The following is a 20054-nucleotide window of genomic DNA, read 5'->3' as shown; positions in this document are numbered from 1 at the left end:
AGGCAAGCCAGCTCCCACACTTGATCTGTGTTGTCAGCTCAGTTGCGCTGCAACAACCCCGGCAACTGCGCCACCAGCTTCTGGTTATTCAACGGCGCACGGATAAACCCGCGCTGGCTGCCATCCGGGCCGATCAATGCCAGGTTGCCGCTGTGGTCGACGGTGTAGTTCGGCTTGCTGGTGTCGGCCGGAATGAACGGAATGCTCACCGCATTCGAGACCTTCTGCACATCCTCCACATTCGCCCCGGTCAACCCTGCAAATTGCGGATCGAAGTAGCTCAAGTACTGCTTGAGCTGGGTCGGGGTATCGCGATGCGGGTCAACGCTGACCAGGATCACCTGCAGCTTATCCACCACGTCCTTGGGCAGCTCGCTCTTGATCTGCCGCAGTTGGGCCAGGGTGGTCGGGCAGATGTCCGGGCAGAAGGTGTAGCCAAAGAACAGCACGCTCCACTTGCCCTTCAACTCATTGACCAGCACCGGCTGGCCGTCCTGGTTGGTCATGGTCACGGGCGGCAGCTGGCGGCTTTGCGGCAGCAGGATAATGCCCGCGTCGATCAATGCCGTAGGGTCGCCCTGGCCCTTGCCAGACAGCACTTTGTTGACGGTCAGGCCCATGATCAACGCCACGACGGCCACCAGGATAACGACAGTTTTTTGAGTTCGAGTCATAGGTTCAACAATAAGTAGTGGTCTACGAGCAGGGCGATAAATAGCAAAAACAGGTACCAGATAGAGTACTTGAAGGTATTGATCGCCGCGTGCGGCCGACTGCCACGGTACAGCACCCAGGCCCATTGCAGAAAGCGCGCACCCAGAACCAGCGCACAACCGAGGTATAACAGCCCGCTCATGTGGATCACATAGGGCATCAGGCTCACCGCCAGCAGCGCGAAGGTGTACAGCAGGATATGCACCTTGGTGTAGTGCTCGCCGTGGGTCACCGGCAGCATCGGGATATCGGCCTTGGCGTACTCCTCCTTGCGATGGATGGCCAGGGCCCAGAAGTGCGGCGGGGTCCAGGCGAAGATGATCAGCACCAGCAGCAACGGCTCGGCGCTCACATGGCCGGTGACCGCCACCCAGCCGAGCAACGGTGGCGCCGCGCCGGCCAGGCCGCCGATCACGATGTTCTGCGGTGTCGCGCGCTTGAGAAATCCGGTGTAGATCACCGCATAGCCCAGCAGCGAGGCCAGGGTCAGCCAGGCCGCCAACGGGTTGGTAAACGCCAGCAGCAACGCCAGCCCGGCCACCGCCAGCGCCAGGGCAAACGTCAGCGCGGCAGCCGGGGAAACCCGGCCTTCAGCCAACGGTCGCTTGTGGGTGCGCGCCATCAGCGCGTCAATGCGCCGGTCCACCACATGGTTGACCGCCGCCGCGCCACCGGCACACAGGGCTATCCCCAGGTTGCCGAAGATCAGCACCGGCCACGGCACCCCGGCGCGGGTGGCGAGAAACATGCCCACCAGCGAGGTAATCAGCATCAGCACCACCACCTTGGGCTTGGTCAGCTCCAGGTAGTCACGCCAGATAGCCTGGCCGGGACGCTCGCCAATCAAGGTCGCCATGGCATCTCTCCTTTAAGGGTGATCAGACCCGACACGTGCTTGCGCGGGCTGAAGCGCCAACCGAACGGCACTTGGTGGCGGACCCGCACCAGGCTGGTACGGGCGTGGTAATTGACCAGCACCAGGGTCAGCAACAACGCTGCGCCGCCGGCGTTATGGGCGACCGCCACCGGCAGCGGCAAATGAAAGTACACATTGCTCAGGCCCAGGCCGATCTGCACGGCCAGGGCAACCAGCAGCAGGCCCGCCAGGCGGGTCATGCCCACCGCCTTGAGCTGCCAGGCCAGGCCCAGCAGCGCCACAGTCACCACCAGCGCGCCCAGGCGATGGGTCAGGTGAATCGCCGTGCGTGCATCACTGTCCAGTTGCCCGCCCAGGTAGTTGGGGCCGATATGCTGGGTCAGGTGAAAGCCATTGGCAAAGTCCGCTGCCGGCCACCACTCACCATGACAGGTCGGCAAATCGATACAGGCCACCGCCGCATAGTTGGAACTGACCCAGCCACCGAGGGCGATCTGCCCGATCACCAGCACCAGGCCGGCCGTGGCCCAATACTGCAGGCGCCGGGGCACGATCAGCGCCGGCAACACCCCGGACAAACGCAGGGTCAGCAGAAACAACAGGCTCAAGGTCGCGAAGCCCCCCAGCAAATGCCCGGTGACCACCTGCGGCCACAGCTTGAGCGTCACCGTCCACATGCCAAAGGCCGCCTGGGCGAGCACCACCGCCAGCAGAAACAACGGCAGCTTCAAGGGCTGCCCCGGATGCCGGCGATGAGTCCAGGCGCGGGTGGCCAACAGCGCGATCAGCAGCCCCAGGGTGCCTGCTGCATAGCGATGGATCATCTCGTTCCAGCCCTTGTCGGCCTCCACCGGCGTGTCCGGGAAGTGCAACTCGGCATGGGCCAACTGGGCCTCGCTTTTCGGCACGCTGATAAAGCCATAGCAACCCGGCCAGTCCGGGCAACCGAGACCGGCATGGGTCAGGCGCGTGTAGGCGCCCAAAAGCACCACAATCAGCGCCAGCAGGGTGGCAAACAGCGCGAGGCGAAATCCAGGTTTGGCCATGACGATGCCCTTATCCGATATTCGACAGTTTCAGCAGGTGGCGCAGGTCGTTGAGCAGATCCTTGCCCTTGACCCGCGCGTCATAGCGCAGCACCAGGTTGCCGTGGGGGTCGACGATCCACAGTTGCGCATCGCCCGGCGCGGCAGCGTTTTGCTTGAAGGTCGGCAGGTCCAGGGGCAAACGCTGCAACTGCGGATACTCGGCCTTCAACTTGGCCTCATACTCGGCGCCGACCGGCTGCGCACTGGCCAGGGCATGGCTGGCACGGGACGCATCGCGCCCCAGGCCGATCTGCAACTGGCGCGCGAGGTAGACCAGTTGCTGGCAATCGGCCGCGCAGGCCGCGGGCGCGGTGACCAGCAATTGCCAGCGGTCCTCGTCGGCCTGCACGCCGATATCGCTGCGGGTCTGGCCATTGCCGATCATTTCGCCATGATCGCTGCGGTTGTCCGGCACCCAGAACTGCCACTTGTACATCAGGGTCGCCAGCACCATCGGGCCGATCACCATCAGCAGGATCAGGATCAGTTGCCAGCGCCCCTTGCTGCGGTTGGGCGCCGCTGGCATGTCAGACATGTTGAGTGGATTCATGGCCGCTCCCATGGTGCTTCTCCCTTGCGTTGTGCCAGCCGAGGTAGAGGTAAAGGCCCAGTAGCGCCAGCGCCATGGCGAACCACTGCACGGCATACCCCAGGTGTTTTTCCGGGCCCATGGCCACTACTGGCCACTGGGTTTCATAGGTCGCCGGGCCCGCTTCGGCCCGTAGCTCAAAGGCAAAGCCGCTGTGCTCCAGCTCGGCCCACAGCGCCTGCGGGTGCAGCGCCGTCAGCAGGCGTGGCCATTTGGCGGCGGCTGGGTCGGCGTGTAGCTGGAACGTCTCGCCGGGGGCGACATACACCCAGGCGTTGATATTCAAAGGCTGGTCGGGGGTGGTGAAAGCTGGCGGCGTGCGCCGGTCCGGCCACGGCAGCCAGCCGCGATTGAGCAACAGCCACTGGCCGCTGGTCTGGTCATGAAAGGGTTGCAGCAACTCGACGCCGGCCTTGCCGTCGCGCATGCGGTTATCCAGCAGCACGCTGTGCGCGGCGTCGAACTGCCCGCGCAACTGCACGCGGCGAAAGGCCGGATCCGCCACCGTCTCCAGTTGCGCAACGCTGATGGGCTGCGCCGCCCGGCGTTCGGCATAACTCTGGAGCAGTGCCTGTTTTTCCTGACCACGGGACAACTGCCAAAAGCCCAGGAACACCATCAGCGGTAGCAGCACCAGCACCACCAGGGTCGGGGCAATCCCGGGGCGAAAGCGTTTCATGGCGTTACCGCGAAGGTCGATGCTGTGCTGGCTATACTGAATCTCATTGCCCGCCCCTCAAAATAAGAGCCCTGGAGCCTGACCATGCTCAAAGCCGCTATCGCCCTGATGCTGATCGCTACCGTTGTGAGCCTGTTCAGTGGCTTGTTCTTCCTGGTCAAGGACGAGGGCCACTCCAATCGCCTCGTCACCGCCTTGACCGTGCGTGTAGTACTGGCCGTGATCACCCTGGCGCTGATCACCTGGGGGTTCTTCAGCGGCCAGCTGGTTTCCCACGCCCCCTGGTAAATCGCTACAGCACGTAGACGAAGAAAAACAGACCGATCCACACCACGTCGACAAAGTGCCAATACCAACTGGCCGCCTCGAAACCGAACTGGTGCTCGGCATTGAAATGCCCCTTGAGGATGCGCATCAGCATCACGAACAAAATGATCGTGCCGATGGTCACGTGGGCACCGTGAAAGCCGGTCAGCATGAAGAACGTCGCGCCATACACCCCCGAGCCCAGCGTCAGGCCCAGCTCTTTATAGGCGTGGATATATTCCTCGGCCTGGAACCCGAGAAACGCCAACCCCAGCAACACGGTGATCGCCAGCCAGATCTTCAGCGCGCCGCGATGCCCCTTGCGCAGGGCATGGTGGGCGATGGTGATGGTCACGCTGGAACTCACCAGCAAGATGGTGTTGACCAATGGCAGGCCCCACGGGCTGATGGTGCCTTCCGGCGCCGGGAACAGCTTGGGGTCCGGGTTGTTGAGCAGCGGCCAGGCAAACTCGAAATTGGGCCACAGCATATGGGCAATGCCCTTGGAGCCCTCACCGGCCAGCCACGGCGCCGACATATGCCGCACATAGAACAGCGCGCCAAAGAACGCGATAAAAAACATCACCTCGGAAAAGATGAACCAGGTCATGCCCCAGCGGAATGAGCGGTCCATCTGCGCACTGTACAACCCGGCGCGGCTTTCTTTGATCACCGCGCCAAACCAGCCAAACATCATGTACGCCAGCAGCAGGCTGCCGACGAAAAAGATCAGCGGGCCGTGGGATTCCGGGCGGGCCGCCTTGAGGTCGTTGAACCACACACCCAGGCCATACACGGTGATCAACAGCCCAAACGTGGCAATTATTGGCCATTTGCTTTGCGCTGGTACGTAGTACGTATCATGAGTCGACATGTATCCGTTCTCCTAATCGAGCCCGCAGGCACGCCTAGCCGCCGGTATGGACAGCCACGGGCGGTTGGCGCGCAGTGATATCGAACAGCGTGTACGCCAGGGTCAAATGCTTCACATCCTTGGGCATGTCGCGATCGACAATGAAGCGCACCGGCATCTCGATGCGCTCTCCCGGCTGCAGCACTTGCTGGGTGAAGCAAAAGCACTCGGTCTTGTGGAAGTACATCGCCGCTTCGGCCGGGGAAATACTCGGGATCGCCTGGGCGGTCATCGGCTTGTCGGTGGGGTTGAAGGCCACGAACACCATCTCGTTGACCGCACCGGGGTGGACCACGATTTCGTCGGCCTTGGAGTGGAATTCCCAGACCATATCGATGGCATTGGTCGACAGGAATTGCACCCGTATCTGACGTGACGGATCGACCACCTGCGAGCCTTCGTACTGCCCCGCGGTCTTGCCGTTGATGCCGAACGCCTTGCACATCACGTCGTAGATCGGCACCAGGGCAAAACCGAAGGCGAACATCGCCAGCACCAGGATCAGCAGGCGCGTGACCAGGCGGTTGAGAGGCACGGAGTCAGCCATGGCGCCCACCTGGGCGAGCTGGCTTCGCGATGAGGCCCTCAAGCTCTGCAGGGGTCTTGAGGCCGCCATCGCGGGCAAGCCCGCTCCCACAGGGGATCGGGAGTGTTTTCATGACCGGGCTCATTTGACCTCCGGCGGCGTGGTGAAGGTGTGATACGGCGCCGGCGAAGGAATGCTCCACTCCAGCCCTTCGGCGCCATCCCACGGCTTGGCCGGCGCCGGCTTGCCGCCCCGGATGCACTTGATCACGATAAACAGGAAGAAGATCTGCGTGGCGCCGAACATAAAGGCGCCAATCGACGACACCATATTGAAGTCGGCGAACTGCAGGTTGTAGTCCGGCACCCTCCGTGGCATGCCGGCCAGCCCCACGAAGTGCATCGGGAAGAACGCCATGTTCATCCCCACGAACGACAGCCAGAAGTGCAGCTTGCCCAGGGTTTCGTCGTACATATGGCCGGTCCATTTCGGCAGCCAGTAGTAGGCCGAGGCGAAGATCCCGAAGATCGCTCCAGGCACCAGTACGTAATGGAAATGCGCCACCACAAAGTAGGTGTCGTGGTACTGGAAGTCCGCCGGGGCAATCGCCAGCATCAACCCGGAAAAGCCGCCGATGGTGAACAGGATCACAAAGGCCACGGCAAACAGCATGGGCGTCTCGAACGTCAGCGAGCCTTGCCACATGGTGCTGACCCAGTTGAACACCTTGACCCCGGTGGGCACCGCGATCAGCAGGGTGGCGTACATGAAGAACAGCTCGCCCACCAGCGGAATACCCACCACGAACATGTGGTGCGCCCACACGATAAACGACAGGAACGCGATGCTCGCCGTGGCGTAGACCATCGAGGTGTAGCCAAACAGCGGCTTGCGCGAGAAGGTCGGGATGATCGAGCTGACGGCACCGAAGGCCGGCAGGATCATGATGTACACCTCAGGGTGGCCGAAGAACCAGAACACATGCTGGAACAACACCGGGTCACCGCCGCCAGCGGCGCTGAAGAAGCTGGTGCCGAAGTGGATATCCATCAGCATCATGGTCACGCAACCGGCCAGCACCGGCATCACCGCAATCAGCAGGAAGGCGGTGATCAGCCAGGTCCAGACGAACAGCGGCATCTTCATCAGGGTCATGCCCGGTGCGCGCAGGTTGAGGATGGTGGCGACCACGTTGATCGCACCCATGATCGAGCTGATACCCATCAGGTGGATGGCAAAGATAAAGAACGTCACGCTTTCCGGGGCGTAGGTGGTGGAAAGCGGGGCGTAGAAGGTCCAGCCAAAATTCGGCCCGCCACCGGGGGTGAACAGGGTCGAGACCAGCAGCAGGAACGCCGCCGGCAGCAGCCAGAAGCTGAAGTTGTTCATGCGCGGCAAGGCCATGTCCGGCGCGCCGATCATCAGCGGGATCATCCAGTTGGCCAGGCCGACAAACGCCGGCATCACCGCGCCAAACACCATGATCAAGCCATGCATGGTGGTCATCTGGTTGAAGAACGCCGGCTCGACGATCTGCAAGCCCGGCTGGAACAACTCGGCACGGATCACCATGGCGAACGAGCCGCCGAGCAGGAACATGGCGAAGCTGAACCACAGGTACATGGTCCCGATGTCTTTGTGGTTGGTGGTCAGCACCCAGCGCATCAGGCCCTTGGCGGGACCGTGGGCGTGGTCAGCGGCATGACCGTGGTCATCGATCACAGTGCTCATGGCCGTTCTCCTGCAAGCGGATGGGCGGGGCGGTTCAGGGCATACGCAATGAAGAGGTTCATTTGCTTTCCGCCTGTTTGATGGCCAGCACGTCTTTGGGCGTGACCATGTCGCCTTTGTTGTTGCCCCAGGCGTTACGCTCGTAGGTCACGACCGCCGCAATATCGACTTCCGACAGTTGTTTGCCAAAGGCCGCCATCGCCGTACCGGGCTTACCGTGGTAGACGATGCTCAGGTGGTCTGCCGCCGGTCCAGTGGCGATTTTCGAGCCTTTGAGCGCCGGGAACATCGGCGGTAGGCCCTGGCCTTCAGCCTGGTGACAGGCCACGCAGGTGGTGTGATAGACCTTGTCGCCACGGGCCACCAGCTCTTCGCGCGTCCACTCTTTGGAGGTCAGCTCCTTGAGCTTGGCGGCTTCCTCCTTGCGCTCGCCGAGCCAGGTTTCGTAGTCGGCCTTGGACTTGACCTCGACGACGATGGGCATGAAGCCGTGATCCTTGCCGCACAGCTCCGCGCACTGGCCACGGTAGATGCCGGGCTTCTCGACCCGGGTCCAGGCCTCGTTGACGAAGCCTGGGATCGCATCGCGCTTGACCGCAAACGCCGGCACCCACCACGAATGGATCACGTCGGCGGCCGTTACCAAAAAGCGCACCTTGGCGCCGACCGGCAGCACCAGCGGCTGGTCGACTTCCAGCAGATAGTGTTCGCCCTTGGTGGCCTGGTTATGGATCTGCTCGGCGGGAGTGGCCAGGTTGCTGAAGAACTCGACGTCCTGGCCCAGGTACTTGTAGTGCCACTTCCACTGGTAGCCGGTGACCTGGATATCAATATCCGATTCACTGCTGTCGTAGATGTTGATCAGGGTCTTGGTCGCCGGAATGGCCATGGCGACGAGGATCAGCAAGGGCACCACCGTCCAGAGAATCTCGACCGTCGTGCTTTCGTGGAACTTGGCCGCCACCTGGCCCGTGGAGCGTCGATGCACAATCATCGACCAGAACATGGCGCCAAACACGATGATGCCGATCACCACACAGATCCAGAAAATGGTCATGTGCAGGTCGAACACGGCGTGACTGACTTCAGTGGCCCCTGGTGCCATATTCACCGTCCAGGCGGCTTGCGCCTGGCTGAATACTGACCACAAGAGTAAGCCCATCCAAACATGTGGATGTCGCGTCATTGCGGGTTCCCCTTATCGTTCTTGTTATCCCGCCGGTTTGCACCTGCGGCCAAGGGGGCGGCTTCCAAACTGCTTACATCCGCCAAGCCTTGCCTGCCTAATGCAGTCGGGCGTCATCAGCTAATTGCGTACAAACCCGAGTATAGACAGCGACTGCGACCCCGCAATGTGTGGGGACAAATCAGTAAAAAGAGACGAACGGCATTGGCCGGCCAGCAGATTCAGGGCCTATCCGACGAACGATGGCATTTCGATATAACAGCGGCGCATAACCATGAAATAATTATGACAAATGCGTCTTAGGGGCTCGTATAAACGAGCTACCTTATGCAATCCCCTTTCCTACGCCCGTATTCCTGGAGCTTTCATGAACACCGCCGCATTGCGCGAGCAGATTTCCCGTGCCCATCAACACGAAGCGTCCACCGGCCAATTGGCTAAACAACTGGACGCACAGTTGCCACACCTGCACTCGGCCATTTCCCTGGCCGACGGTGATCGCAATGCCGTGATGACGCGTTTCGTCACCGCCTACATCGACCAGGTCCCGGACCTGCTGGACGCCGCCAACGACGTGGCCCGGGAAGCCGGGATTGAAAGCCAGATCAAGCCGGTGCTGAAAATCGCCGAGCATTTTTTTCTACAGCCGCCGGCGATCCTGACGGCCCATGAAGGCCTCAACGGCCTGTTGGACGAGGCCTACCTGGCCCACCGACTGGTGGAAGAAGTAAACGATCTGTATATCAAGCATTTCGGCCAGCCGTTGATTCCGGCAGACACCACCGTTGCCAACGTGATTGCCCACCAACTGATCGGCGAAGATTTCGCCAATCAGCTGGATGAAGCCGTGCACCTGGCGGTGGATGAAATGCTCAATGAAGAGAGCTTCGCCCTGGAGTCCGTCGAGGCCTATCGCGAACAGCTCAAGAGCCCGGCAACGGAAGCCGCGTGGAAGCGCTGGCCGTGCCTGTCGCGCCAATTGGGCGTGGAGTTGGAGCTGGATCAGCCAGCCTGAATCGCCCGCCCTGACACAGAGCAAAAATGTGGGAGCGGCGCTGTGACGATTCGACTTGCCCGCGATAGCGCAGTGTCAGTTGCAAATCTGGCACTGAGACACCGCTATCGCGGGCAAGTCGAATCGTCACAGCGCCGCTCCCACATTTTTTTATCCGGTTTCGTCAGCCCACTGACGGGGCCGAACCAATCCGCGTCGTGGTACGTATCCGCCCTTCCAACCTGCGCTTCAACCCGCGCGCCTCGATCACCAACTTCGAGCCCTTGGCTGCATTGGCCCGCCCCCATTCCTCCAGCAATTCCAGGCACGAGTGATCCACGTAGCTCAGGTTATTGAGCGGCACATGCACCGTGGTCCCCGCCGGCACCGTCGCCAGCACCTGGGTCAATGCGGGCACTTTGAGAAAGGTCGCCGCACCGGTCAATCGCAACTCCATCTCACCGTCCTGGGGCAGGTCGATCAGGCTGACTTTCAACCGTGAAGCCTTCCACGCCAGTTTCACCAGGGTCAGGCCGAAGCCCACCAGCACTCCCGTCAGCAAATCGGTGAAGATGATCGCCAGGGCCGTGGCGGCGTAGGTGAACATCGGCATCCGGCCATAACGCGCCAGGCCACGGAACGCCTTGAGGTCCACCAACTTGATGCCGGTGTACACCAGCACCCCCGCCAGGCTCGCCACCGGAATGCTTTGCAGCACGCTCGACAACAGCAATACGAAGGCCAGTAGCCAAAGGCCGTGGAACATCGCCGACAAGCGCGTGGTTGCCCCCGCCTGGACGTTGGCCGAGCTGCGCACGATCACCCCGGTCATGGGCAATGCACCCACCAGGCCGCATAGCATGTTGCCTACACCCTGGGCGGACAATTCCTTGTCGAAGTCCGAACGCTGACCATTGTGCATACGGTCCACAGCCGCCGCCGAGAGCAACGTTTCGGCACTGGCGATAAAGGCTACCGCGAAGGCCGCGATCAACAGGTTGGGGTCGGCCAGGTTCAGCAGGTCGCTGGGGCGCAACCAATCAATGGCATCGGCGAGGTTTTCCGGCACCTCCACGCGCTTGACCTGCAAGGCCAGCGCCAGGCTGGTCACAGTCGCCAGGCCCACGCCAAGCAATGCGCCGGGGACAAAACGCAGCTTTTGCGGGCGAAACCGGTCCCACAACCACATCACCAGCATGGTCGCCAAGCCCAGCAGGCCGGCTTGCCAACCGAGCCCGCCACCCAGGCTGGGAATGGCCTGGGCCACTGCGGCGGGGAAGCCCGCGAGGTTATCCAGCCCCGAAGGCTTGGGCGCCCCATCGAGCATCACATGCACTTGCGACAGGACGATCAACACCCCGATCCCCGCCAGCATGCCGTAGACCACCGCCGGCGCCGTCACCCGGAACCAGCAGCCCAGGCGCAGGCGCCCGGCCACCAGTTGCAGGAAACCCGCCAAGAGCAGGATCGGCCCGAGCATCAGCATGCCGTGCTGGCGCACCAGTTCGAACACCAACACCGCCAGGCCCGCCGCCGGGCCGCTGACTTGCAGGGGCGAACCGGCCAGCCAGCCCACCACCAGGCCACCGATAATCCCGGTGATCAGGCCCTTGGCCGGTGGCATCCCGGATGCAATGGCGATCCCCATGCACAGGGGCAGGGCCACCAGAAACACCACCACCGAAGCCAACAGCTCCCGTGGAAGCACTGTTTTTAATTGAGCTGCACGCATGATGACTCTCCCGAGGCATTCGCCGGGCGTGGCAAGGCCTGGCTGCATCCATGGCAGCCATCGCATTACCCGGCAGGGGATTGTTTTAGAAGCGCGCTTTGGGCGTCGCCGAAGGGATCGGTCCGGACCCGCTCAGCGGCCGGAACGTGGCCTGGTCCGCATCGTAGGCTTTGATCTCGCTGGTCTCGATGTTGTAGATCCAGCCGTGGATGAACAAATGGCCGTTGGCCATGCGCGAAGCCACAGAGGGGTGGGTGCGCAAGTGTTGCAACTGGGCGATGACGTTTTCTTCGGTCAGCACCTGCATGCTTTCGCCTTCATTGGCGCAATCACAGTTGTCCTGGACCATGGTCTTGGCGACCTCGGCGTGGCGCAGCCAGGCTTTGACCGTGGGCATTTTTTCCAGGCTCTGGGGGTTGAGCACGGCCCGCATGGCGCCACAATCGGAGTGGCCGCAGACGATGATGTGCTGCACGCCAAGCGCCAGCACCGCGTACTCGATGGCCGTGGACACACCGCCGTTCATCTGCCCGTAAGGCGGCACGACGTTACCCACGTTACGGGTGACGAACAAATCGCCCGGGGAGCTCTGGGTGATCAGTTCCGGAACAATGCGCGAGTCGGCACAGGTGATAAACATCGCCCGTGGGCTCTGGGCCGTGGCGAGTTTCTTGAAGAGCTCTTCCTGCTGGGGAAAGACCTCGTTATGGAAATGCAAAAAGCCATCAACGATGTGCTGCAGCGCTGCATCGGCGGACTCCGCCTCGTGAGGGGCTGAAGCCGACGCAGCCAACGGCTGTTTATCCTTGTCACTCATGATTCATCCTCGTGGTTGGGGCAGGAGAGTCTTGCAGTTGAGGTCGACGCGCGATCACCGGGAAACAACACATGCAGACCACCCAGCCAGCGCCGCCGACCCATCAGTCACTCAATGAACAAGGTACCTGCCGAAACTTAACTCAAACTGAATCAACCGCTCTATCTCGCGGGTTTCAGTGATATCAAAACGCGACCACCCTGGCCGGGAAACCCGCGCATTTGTATCAGTCTACAACAAAGCCAGCTGCCTGCCGGGTGGACAGAATGCACTGCAATCGAGATTGAAGCCCTCCCGCCGGTCAAGCCCCAAGCGCTTGATCGCCTTGGCAAATCGTTGCGCCAGCAGGTCGGCAAACGGTCCTTCACCGCGCATGCGCACACCGAAGCGGCTGTCATAGACTTCGCCACCGCGCACCTGGCGTACCAGGCTCATCACATGGGCCGCCCGTTGCGGGTAATGGGCCGCCAACCACTCCTCGAACAGCGGCGCCACCTCAAGGGGCAGGCGCAGCATCATATAGGCGGCGCTCTGCGCCCCGGCGGCATGGGCCTCGGCGAGCAGGCTTTCCAGTTCGCTGTCGTTGATCATCGGAATCATCGGCGAGCACAGCACGCCTACCGGGATCCCTGCCTCGCGCATCACCCGGATCGCCCGCAGCCGCGCCTTGGGCGCCGCTGCACGAGGTTCCAGGATGCGCTTGAGTTCGTCGTCCAGGCTGGTAAGGCTGATCATCACCGCCACCAGCCGCTGGCGGGCCAGTTCGGTGAGCAGGTCAAGGTCACGCAGGATCAACGAACCCTTGGTCACGATAGTCACCGGGTGGCGATAGCGCAGCAGCACTTGCAGGGTTTGCCGAGTGATCTGGTACTCGCGCTCGATGGGCTGGTACGGGTCCGTGTTGGAGCCCAGGTTGATCGGCGCGCACACATAACCGGGCTTGGACAATTGTTGCTCCAGCACCTGGGCGGCGTTGCTCTTGGCGATCAGCTTGGTTTCAAAGTCCAGGCCCGGGGACATGTCCCAATAGGCATGGCTGGGCCGCGCATAACAATAAATGCAACCGTGCTCACACCCCCGGTAAGGGTTGATGGAGCGGTCGAACGGCAGGTCCGGCGAGGTGTTGCGGCTGATGATGGTCTTCGCCGTCTCGATGCGCACTTCGGTGCCCTGGGTCGGCGGCACTTCCTGATACCAGCCGTCATCCTCGGCCACACTCACCGTGGGCGCGAAGCGATTGTGCAGGTTGGTGGCGGTGCCTCGCCCGCGCGGCGGCAGAGGAGTGGACATGAAAGCGCCTCGATACTGTTTTTATATACAGTATCGAGGCGCAGCGTATCTGACCAGTGCCGTTGGGCGGCAAAGGCAAAATCAGTGACTCGTCACTTGCCCCAGATCGTCGCCCGAGGTGGTGTGTTTATCGCTTTTGCGCAGGTCGGCCACGTCACCAGCCTTCACCGGCGCGCCCTGGTTACCCCAGCTGCCCCGAATAAAGCTGACCACATCCGCCACTTCCTGATCCGACAAGCGCCAGGCAAAAGCCGGCATGGTGAATGTAGAAGGCGCTGCATGTGTGGCCGGCAGGGTTCCACCATTCAACACAATGTTGATCAACGATGTGGCATCCGCCGTCTGCAACACCGGGTTGCCCGCCAGCGCCGGGAACACCCGGGTGTAGCCATGGCCATCGGTGCGATGGCAGGCCGCGCAGTTGTCGATGTACACCGCAGCGCCCGGCTGGCTGTCATCGCCTTTCCATAAAGCCTCGGCCACCTGCTTGTCGTACTGGTGCGGCTGATCCTTGGGATCGACTGCCGGCAGGCTCTTGAGGTAACGGGCGATAGCGGTCAGGTCGTCTTCAGACATGTACTGCATGCTGTGGACTACAACGTCGCTCATACCGCCAAACACCGCGCTGCGATCACTGCGACCGGTCTTGAGAAACTGCACCAGTTGCTCTTCGCTCCAACTGCCCAGGCCGTCCTTGTGGTCGCCGCGCAGGCTTTTGGCGATCCAGCCTTCCAGGGGCGCACTGCCGGACAGGAACGCCGCACCTTGCGACGCGCTCAGGGCCTTTTCCTGCATGGTCAGGGCCCGCGGGGTATGGCAGGCGCCACAGTGGCCGAGACCTTCCACCAGGTAGGCGCCACGGCTGATCACCGGGTCGGCATCGGCCGGGGCCTGATAGCCCGCCACCTCGGGCGCAAACATCCAACGCCATGCCGCCAGGGGCCAGCGCATGCTCAAGGGCCAGGGAATATCACTGTCCTGGTTCGCCTGGGCGACCGGTTCCACGCCTTTCATAAAGTACGCATACAGCGCCTGCATGTCGGTTTCGCTGACACGTGCGTAAGACGGGTAGGGCATCGCCGGGTAAAGGGTACTACCGCTTTTGGCGACACCATGGCGCACGGCTTTGTCGAAATCTTCAAAGCTGTAGTCCCCCAGGCCGGTTTTGTCCGGGGTGATGTTGGTTGAGTAGATCACGCCGATCGGGGTTTCCATCGCCAGGCCACCGGCAAACGGCTTGCCGCCCTTGGCGGTATGGCAGGCCACGCAGTCACCGGCGCGAGCCAGGTATTCGCCCTGTTTGACCAGATCAGTTTCAGCGGCGCTCACCGAGCAACTGCTGAACAGGGCCAGGGTTGCGATAACAAATGCTTTCATAGTCGTCGCTCCTTATGCCTGAACCAGCGGGCCGGGATTTTTCAGGTACTGCTCGCGTATCGCCCGGGCGGACCAATAGGTCAGCGCCGCCACCAGGCCCGTAGGGTTGTAGCCCAAGCCTTGTGGGAAAGCGGATGCGCCTGGGACAAACACGTTGTGCACATCCCAGCACTGCAGGTAGCGGTTCAACGCGCTGGTCTTCGGGTCGGTACCCATGATCGCGCCACCGTTGAGGTGCGTGGTCTGGTAAGACGCGGTGTTGAAGTGCTCGCCGACCTTCTTGCCGAGTACGGCAATCGCCTTGGGGTTCATCGCTTCGGCGATCTTGCCCATTTTCTCGACCATGAAGCGGTTCATCTTGATGTCGTTTTCCTGCCAGTCGAAGGTCATGCGCAGCAACGGCAGGCCGTAGGCATCACGGTAAACCGGGTCCAGATCGAGGTAGTTGCCCCGGTAGGATTGATGAGCGCCATGGGCGTCCATCGACACTTGGTGGGTGTAGTAATCGGCCGTGGCGCGCTTCCACGCACTGCCCCAGGCCGGCGTGCCCGGTGGGTTGGAGGTACCGGCAATCGGCCGGCTGCCCGCCTGGTTGACCCACATCGGCGAACCGCCGACGAAACCATGGGGGCCATGATCGAAGTTATCGGCGTTGAAGTCGTCCACCGCCACGCCATTGCCGCCAGCGCCGATGAAGTTGTTGGTGTGCACGTCTTTGTCGAAGTAGGCCTTGATGGTGGCCATGTTCTGGTAGGCGAAGTTCTTGCCCACCACCCCTTCGCCCGTGATCGGGTCGTAGGGCTTGCCGATGCCCGAGAGCAGCATCAGCCGCACGTTGTGGAACTGGAAGGCGCCAAGAATCACCAGGTCCGCCGGTTGCTCGATCTCCCGGCCCTGGGCGTCGATATAGGTCACGCCAGTGGCCTTGCGCTTGGTGCTGTCGAGATTGACTTTGAGCACGTGGGAATTTGGCCGCAGTTCAAAGTTCGGCACCTGGCGCAGGGCCGGCAGGATGTTCACGTTGGGCGATGCCTTGGAGTACATGTAGCAGACATACCCGCTGCAAAAACCACAGAAGTTGCACGGCCCCATCTGCGCGCCATAGGGGTTGGTGTAAGGCCCCGAGGTATTGGCCGAAGGCAGATTGTAGGGCTTGTAGCCCACGGCAGTGGCGGCCTGCTGAAACAGCTGTGCCGAGTAGGTATTTTTCTGCGATTCCAGTGGGAAATGGCTGGAGCGATCCGGCGCGTAAGGGTTGCCGCCCTTGCCTTCACCCACCAGTTGGCCCTTCACGGTCCAGGCCTGGCCGGAGGTGCCGAAGACCTTTTCGGCGTAGTCAAAGAACGGTTCCAGTTCTTCGTAGCTGACGCCGAAGTCCTGGATGGTCATGTCCTTGGGAATGAAGTTTTTGCCGTAGCGTTCTTCGTAGTGGCTGCGCATGCGCAGTTCGATAGGGTCCACCCGAAAATGCACGCCCGACCAGTGCAGGCCCGCGCCGCCTACGCCGTTGCCCGGCAGGAAGGCGCCCAACTGACGGTTGGGCAGGGCGATGTCATTCACACTATGGCGAATGGTCACGGTTTCCTTGGAAATGTCCTGGAACAGCTTTTTGCGCACGCTGTAGGTCAGTTCGTCGATCACTTGTGGGTAATTGCCGTCCGGGTAGGTGTCCTGCATCGGGCCGCGCTCCAGCGCTACCACGTGCAAGCCGGCTTCCGTCAGCTCCTTGGCCATGATCGCGCCAGTCCAGCCAAAGCCGACGATGACTGCATCCACTTTCTTCATGATGGTCGCCACGTTTATGCCCTCTCGCCACGGATGGAAACAGCCGGGAAGGGGTATTGCTCGTTGCGTTCAACCCAATCCATGAAATCGGCGCGGGCGCCGGGGAAGCCGATCATGGTCCAGCCGACCATGCCTTTGTTGCCGCCGTGGATCGGGTCGCAGAAGAACCCTTCCTTGGTGTTTTGCAGCAACAAGTTGAAGAAAATCTTCGGCGGGACCGCGGCGAAATGCTCGCCGGTTTCGGCACCTCCCGCCTCCAGGCGGCGCAGCAAATCATCCTGGGTAGCGCTGTCTTGCCCAGCAAATGTTTTACCGTTGAACGCTTTCGACCAGGCATCCGTGGCAGCAATACCCAGGCGATAGATCTCCTTGGGCACCAGTTTGCTCTGCCAGCCCATCTCGGGCGGTGCGTCGGCGTTGAACGGACCTTGCATGAACCACAGGGCGCCGCTGGCGTAGGGCGTGTTCATCTGCCGGTCGATGTATTCCGGTGCACCGGCTTCCAGGGCACCTGGGCCTTGGGCATCTGCGGGGATCAGGCGCGCGACGGCCGCGTTGATGAAGGCCCATTCCTCAGCGGTGAAGTAACTGGGCTCGTAGGCCTTTTCGCTGGTAGGTGCCTTGGCCGGGCTGGCCTGGACAGGCTCGGGCGTGGCCATCAGCATCGAGCCGCCAAGGCCGGTGCTGGCAACCGTGACCACCGGGATCAAGGTCAAGGATTTGCGCAAAAAGTCACGCCGGGGGTTGTCTCGATCTTGATCAGACATGGTGGCACCTCATCATGTGGTCACGGGTTTGAGCAGTCGCTTCATGGAGCGGCTTGTCGTTGTGGATGTAATCAATGGTTACAAATGATAGCAGGCTAAGGAATGAGAGAACCGTTTCAGCCAGGAAAATCGAGAAATGCGCGCAAAAAAAAGTGGGAACAGGCTTGTGTAGGAGCTGGCTTGCCTGCGATGCAGACACCTCGGTGTATCAGTGACACCGAGGTGATGCTATCGCTGGCAAGCCAGCTCCTACATGAGCCTGTTCCCACAGGTTGGACGGAGTGAGGTCCGTCAGTCTTTTTTCAGCTTGGGATTAGGGAAGAACTGCACCGCCTGCACCTTGGGGTCCGCCGGCGCTTTCAACGCCGAGGTGTTGACCCGCGTGCCCAATTCCTTGGGCACCGACAAACCCTGGTCGTTGAGCGTGTCGGTATAGCCACAGGCCACGCATTCGCGATGGGGCACGCTGTCTTCGGTCCACATCTTCAACTTGTCCGGCTCGCTGCACGCCGGGCACACGGCGCCGGCGATAAATTGCTTTTTGGTGATCACAGGCCCGTCACTCATGCTGCCGCGTCCTCACTCAGGCCGCTGTGGCGCAAAAGTGCGTCAATCGACGGTGCGCGTCCGCGGAAGTCGACGAACAGCACCATCGGCGCCTGGGAACCGCCACGGGCCAGGATCGCCTCGCGGAAGGCCCGGCCAGTTTCGGCATTGAGCACGCCGTCTTCTTCGAACTTGGAGAAGGCATCTGCCGACAATACTTCGGCCCACTTGTAGCTGTAGTACCCCGCCGCGTAACCGCCGGCGAAGATATGCGCAAAGCTGTTGGGGAAGCGGTTATAGGCCGGCGGACGCATCACCGACACCTCGTCGCGCACGCCTTCGAGCACCTGCGCCACGCTGCGGCCATCACCGTGGGTGGCATGCAGTTCAAAGTCGAACAGCGAGAATTCCAGCTGGCGCACCATCATCAGGCCAGACTGGAAGTTCTTCGCCGCGAGCATTTTTTGCAGCAGGTCCTGGGGCAGGGCTTCGCCGCTTTCGTAATGACCGGAAATCAGCGCCAGCCCTTCAGGTTCCCAGCACCAGTTCTCCATGAACTGGCTCGGCAACTCCACCGCGTCCCAGGCCACGCCGTTGATGCCGGACACGCCCGCGTGTTCGACGCGGGTCAGCAGGTGGTGCAGGCCGTGACCGAATTCGTGGAACAGGGTGGTGACTTCATCGTGGGTCAGCAGGGCAGGCTTGCCGCTGTCGGCCGGGGTGAAGTTGCACACAAGGTTAGCCACCGGGCTTTGCAGCACACCCTCGGCGGTGCGCCGACGATCCCGCGCGCCGTCCATCCAGGCACCGCCACGCTTGTTGGCGCGGGCATACAGGTCGAAGAAGAAGCGGCCGACGTGCTGGCCGTTTTCCTTGATTTCGAACAGGCGAACATCCGGGTGCCAGGTGTCGAAGCCTTTCTGCTCGGCGATCTCGATGCCGTACAGGCGCTGGACGATGGCAAACAGCCCGCCCAGCACTTTGTCGATCGGGAAGTAGGCACGCAGGGCTTCCTGGGACACGCTGTAGCGCTGTTCACGCAGCTTTTCGCCGTAGAAACCACTGTCCCAGCTTTGCAGGTCGTTGCAGCCTTGTTCGGCGGCGTAGGCCTTGAGCTGCTGCAGGTCCTGGGTGGCGAATGGCTTGCTGCGTTTGGCCAGGTCGCGTAGGAAACTCAGTACCTGGTCGCTGGATTCGGCCATTTTGGTGGCCAGGCTCAGTTCGGAGAAAGAAGCGAAACCGAGCAGTTGGGCCAGTTCCTGACGCAAGTCGAGGATCTGTTCCATCACCGGGCCGTTATCGTTCTGACCGGCATTCGGGCCTTGGTCCGACGCACGGGTGCAGTAGGCCGCGTAGATTTCTTCGCGCAGGGCGCGGTCGTGGGCGTAGGTCATCACCGCGTAGTAGCTGGGGAACTCCAGGCTGATCAGCCAGCCGTCGAGGCCTTTGGCCTGGGCCGCAGCCACCATTTGCGCCTTGGCCGAGTCGGTCAGGCCGGCCAGGGTGGCTTCGTCGGTGACGTGCTTGGTCCAGGCCTGGGTGGCGTCGAGCAATTGGTTGGAGAACTTGCTGCCCAACTCGGAGAGTTTGCTTTGCACCTCGGCGTAGCGCTTCTGCTGCTCAGGCGGCAGGTCGATACCCGACAGGCGGAAGTCGCGCAGTGCGTGCTCCAGAATGGTTTTTTGCGCCACGTCGAAACCGGCCGCTTGCGGGCTGTTGGCCAGGGCTTCGAAGGCCTGGAACAGCTCGCGGTTCTGGCCCATCTCGGTGGAATAGGCGCTCAATGCCGGCAGGCAGGCCTCATAGGCCTCACGCAGTTCAGCGCTGTTGCACACGGCGTTGAGATGGCTGACCGGGCTCCAGGCGGCGCCCAGGCGGTCGTTGAGTTCATCCATGGCCAGGACCAGGCCGGCCCAGGTCGGATTTTTCCCCTGGCTTTGCAGGATGCCTTCGATGGCGACGCGGTTGTCGGCCAGGATCTGTTCGATGGCCGGTTGGACGTGCTCGGCACGGATCGCCGAGAACGGCGGCAGGTCGTAGGACTGCAAAAGAGGGTTGTTCGCGCTCACGGTTGGCACCTTGGCTGAAGAAACAGGTAAGACAAAGATGGGGCCATCTTAATTACAATCAACGTCCA

General features: G+C 61.7%; 19 protein-coding genes. 2 read left to right on the top strand and 17 right to left on the bottom strand.

The annotated features are described in order from the left end of the window. Window positions 1-38 precede the first annotated feature (38 nt). From ACO77H_RS00325 to ACO77H_RS00305, 5 genes are read right to left on the bottom strand one after another with little or no spacing between them, the layout of a single operon-like run. Window positions 39-674, bottom strand: coding sequence for an SCO family protein (locus ACO77H_RS00325; protein ID WP_432754830.1), 636 nt, complete (start codon window positions 672-674; stop codon window positions 39-41). After that, on the bottom strand, window positions 671-1570 hold the full coding sequence (cyoE, locus tag ACO77H_RS00320; protein WP_169954110.1) for a heme o synthase: 900 nt from the start codon (window positions 1568-1570) through the stop codon (window positions 671-673). The genes ACO77H_RS00325 and cyoE overlap by 4 nt, the downstream gene beginning before the upstream one ends. After that, a complete protein-coding gene (locus tag ACO77H_RS00315) occupies window positions 1558-2637 on the bottom strand; it encodes a COX15/CtaA family protein (protein ID WP_432754829.1) in 1080 nt (359 codons plus the stop codon). The genes cyoE and ACO77H_RS00315 overlap by 13 nt, the downstream gene beginning before the upstream one ends. A gap of 10 nt (window positions 2638-2647) precedes the next feature. Then, on the bottom strand, window positions 2648-3241 hold the full coding sequence (locus ACO77H_RS00310; protein WP_432754828.1) for a hypothetical protein: 594 nt from the start codon (window positions 3239-3241) through the stop codon (window positions 2648-2650). Beyond that, the gene (locus ACO77H_RS00305; RefSeq protein WP_432754827.1) at window positions 3207-3947 is read right to left on the bottom strand and encodes an SURF1 family protein; all 741 of its coding nucleotides are present in this window, start codon (window positions 3945-3947) and stop codon (window positions 3207-3209) included. Before ACO77H_RS00305 ends, ACO77H_RS00310 begins: the two co-directional genes overlap by 35 nt. An 84-nt stretch (window positions 3948-4031) precedes the next feature. Between ACO77H_RS00305 and ACO77H_RS00300 the strand changes: the two genes are divergently transcribed. Further along, a complete protein-coding gene (locus ACO77H_RS00300) occupies window positions 4032-4235 on the top strand; it encodes a twin transmembrane helix small protein (protein ID WP_017528731.1) in 204 nt (67 codons plus the stop codon). A gap of 4 nt (window positions 4236-4239) precedes the next feature. On the opposite strand, the gene ACO77H_RS00295 is transcribed toward ACO77H_RS00300, so the two are convergent. From ACO77H_RS00295 to coxB, 4 genes are all read right to left on the bottom strand, one after another. Then, window positions 4240-5127, bottom strand: a complete 888-nt coding sequence (locus ACO77H_RS00295; protein ID WP_169954106.1) for a cytochrome c oxidase subunit 3 — start codon at window positions 5125-5127, stop codon at window positions 4240-4242. Between the two features lie 34 nt (window positions 5128-5161). Next, complete coding sequence (locus ACO77H_RS00290; protein ID WP_076963356.1) at window positions 5162-5713, bottom strand: cytochrome c oxidase assembly protein; 552 nt, start codon at window positions 5711-5713, stop codon at window positions 5162-5164. Between the two features lie 120 nt (window positions 5714-5833). Continuing rightward, window positions 5834-7423, bottom strand: coding sequence for a cytochrome c oxidase subunit I (gene ctaD / locus ACO77H_RS00285; protein ID WP_038444815.1), 1590 nt, complete (start codon window positions 7421-7423; stop codon window positions 5834-5836). Between the two features lie 58 nt (window positions 7424-7481). Beyond that, on the bottom strand, window positions 7482-8609 hold the full coding sequence (gene coxB, locus ACO77H_RS00280; RefSeq protein WP_169954105.1) for a cytochrome c oxidase subunit II: 1128 nt from the start codon (window positions 8607-8609) through the stop codon (window positions 7482-7484). A gap of 367 nt (window positions 8610-8976) precedes the next feature. Here coxB and ACO77H_RS00275 point away from each other — a divergent pair, with 367 nt between their 5' ends. After that, the gene (locus tag ACO77H_RS00275; protein ID WP_169954104.1) at window positions 8977-9624 is read left to right on the top strand and encodes a hypothetical protein; all 648 of its coding nucleotides are present in this window, start codon (window positions 8977-8979) and stop codon (window positions 9622-9624) included. 163 nt (window positions 9625-9787) lie between these two features. Here the strand turns inward: ACO77H_RS00275 and ACO77H_RS00270 are convergent, their stop codons facing one another. From ACO77H_RS00270 to prlC, 8 genes are all read right to left on the bottom strand, one after another. Then, window positions 9788-11335, bottom strand: coding sequence for a SulP family inorganic anion transporter (locus ACO77H_RS00270; protein WP_169954103.1), 1548 nt, complete (start codon window positions 11333-11335; stop codon window positions 9788-9790). 85 nt (window positions 11336-11420) lie between these two features. After that, window positions 11421-12152 carry a carbonic anhydrase gene (locus ACO77H_RS00265; protein ID WP_057957895.1) on the bottom strand — a complete coding sequence of 244 codons (732 nt, stop codon included), beginning with the start codon at window positions 12150-12152 and terminating at the stop codon, window positions 11421-11423. 231 nt (window positions 12153-12383) lie between these two features. Further along, window positions 12384-13442 (bottom strand): PA0069 family radical SAM protein, encoded by a 1059-nt coding sequence (locus ACO77H_RS00260; protein WP_432754826.1) that lies wholly within the window; start codon window positions 13440-13442, stop codon window positions 12384-12386. An 81-nt stretch (window positions 13443-13523) separates the two neighbouring features. Continuing rightward, window positions 13524-14819: a c-type cytochrome gene (locus ACO77H_RS00255; protein ID WP_169954101.1), complete on the bottom strand. Its 1296-nt coding sequence runs from the start codon at window positions 14817-14819 to the stop codon at window positions 13524-13526. A 12-nt stretch (window positions 14820-14831) separates the two neighbouring features. Then, complete coding sequence (locus tag ACO77H_RS00250) at window positions 14832-16616, bottom strand: GMC oxidoreductase (RefSeq protein WP_169954100.1); 1785 nt, start codon at window positions 16614-16616, stop codon at window positions 14832-14834. Between the two features lie 2 nt (window positions 16617-16618). Then, on the bottom strand, window positions 16619-17371 hold the full coding sequence (locus ACO77H_RS00245; RefSeq protein ID WP_169954099.1) for a gluconate 2-dehydrogenase subunit 3 family protein: 753 nt from the start codon (window positions 17369-17371) through the stop codon (window positions 16619-16621). A gap of 291 nt (window positions 17372-17662) precedes the next feature. Further along, window positions 17663-17938, bottom strand: a complete 276-nt coding sequence (locus ACO77H_RS00240; RefSeq protein ID WP_029290288.1) for a YheV family putative zinc ribbon protein — start codon at window positions 17936-17938, stop codon at window positions 17663-17665. After that, the gene (gene prlC, locus ACO77H_RS00235) at window positions 17935-19986 is read right to left on the bottom strand and encodes an oligopeptidase A (RefSeq protein ID WP_432754825.1); all 2052 of its coding nucleotides are present in this window, start codon (window positions 19984-19986) and stop codon (window positions 17935-17937) included. The genes ACO77H_RS00240 and prlC overlap by 4 nt, the downstream gene beginning before the upstream one ends. Window positions 19987-20054 lie beyond the last annotated feature (68 nt).

Origin of the sequence: Pseudomonas sp. WMBT8, from assembly GCF_050916005.1 — a bacterium.
In the GTDB taxonomy this organism is placed as follows: domain Bacteria; phylum Pseudomonadota; class Gammaproteobacteria; order Pseudomonadales; family Pseudomonadaceae; genus Aquipseudomonas.
The sequence above is the reverse complement of the archived record's forward strand: the minus strand, read 5'-3'. Positions and strand labels throughout refer to the sequence as shown.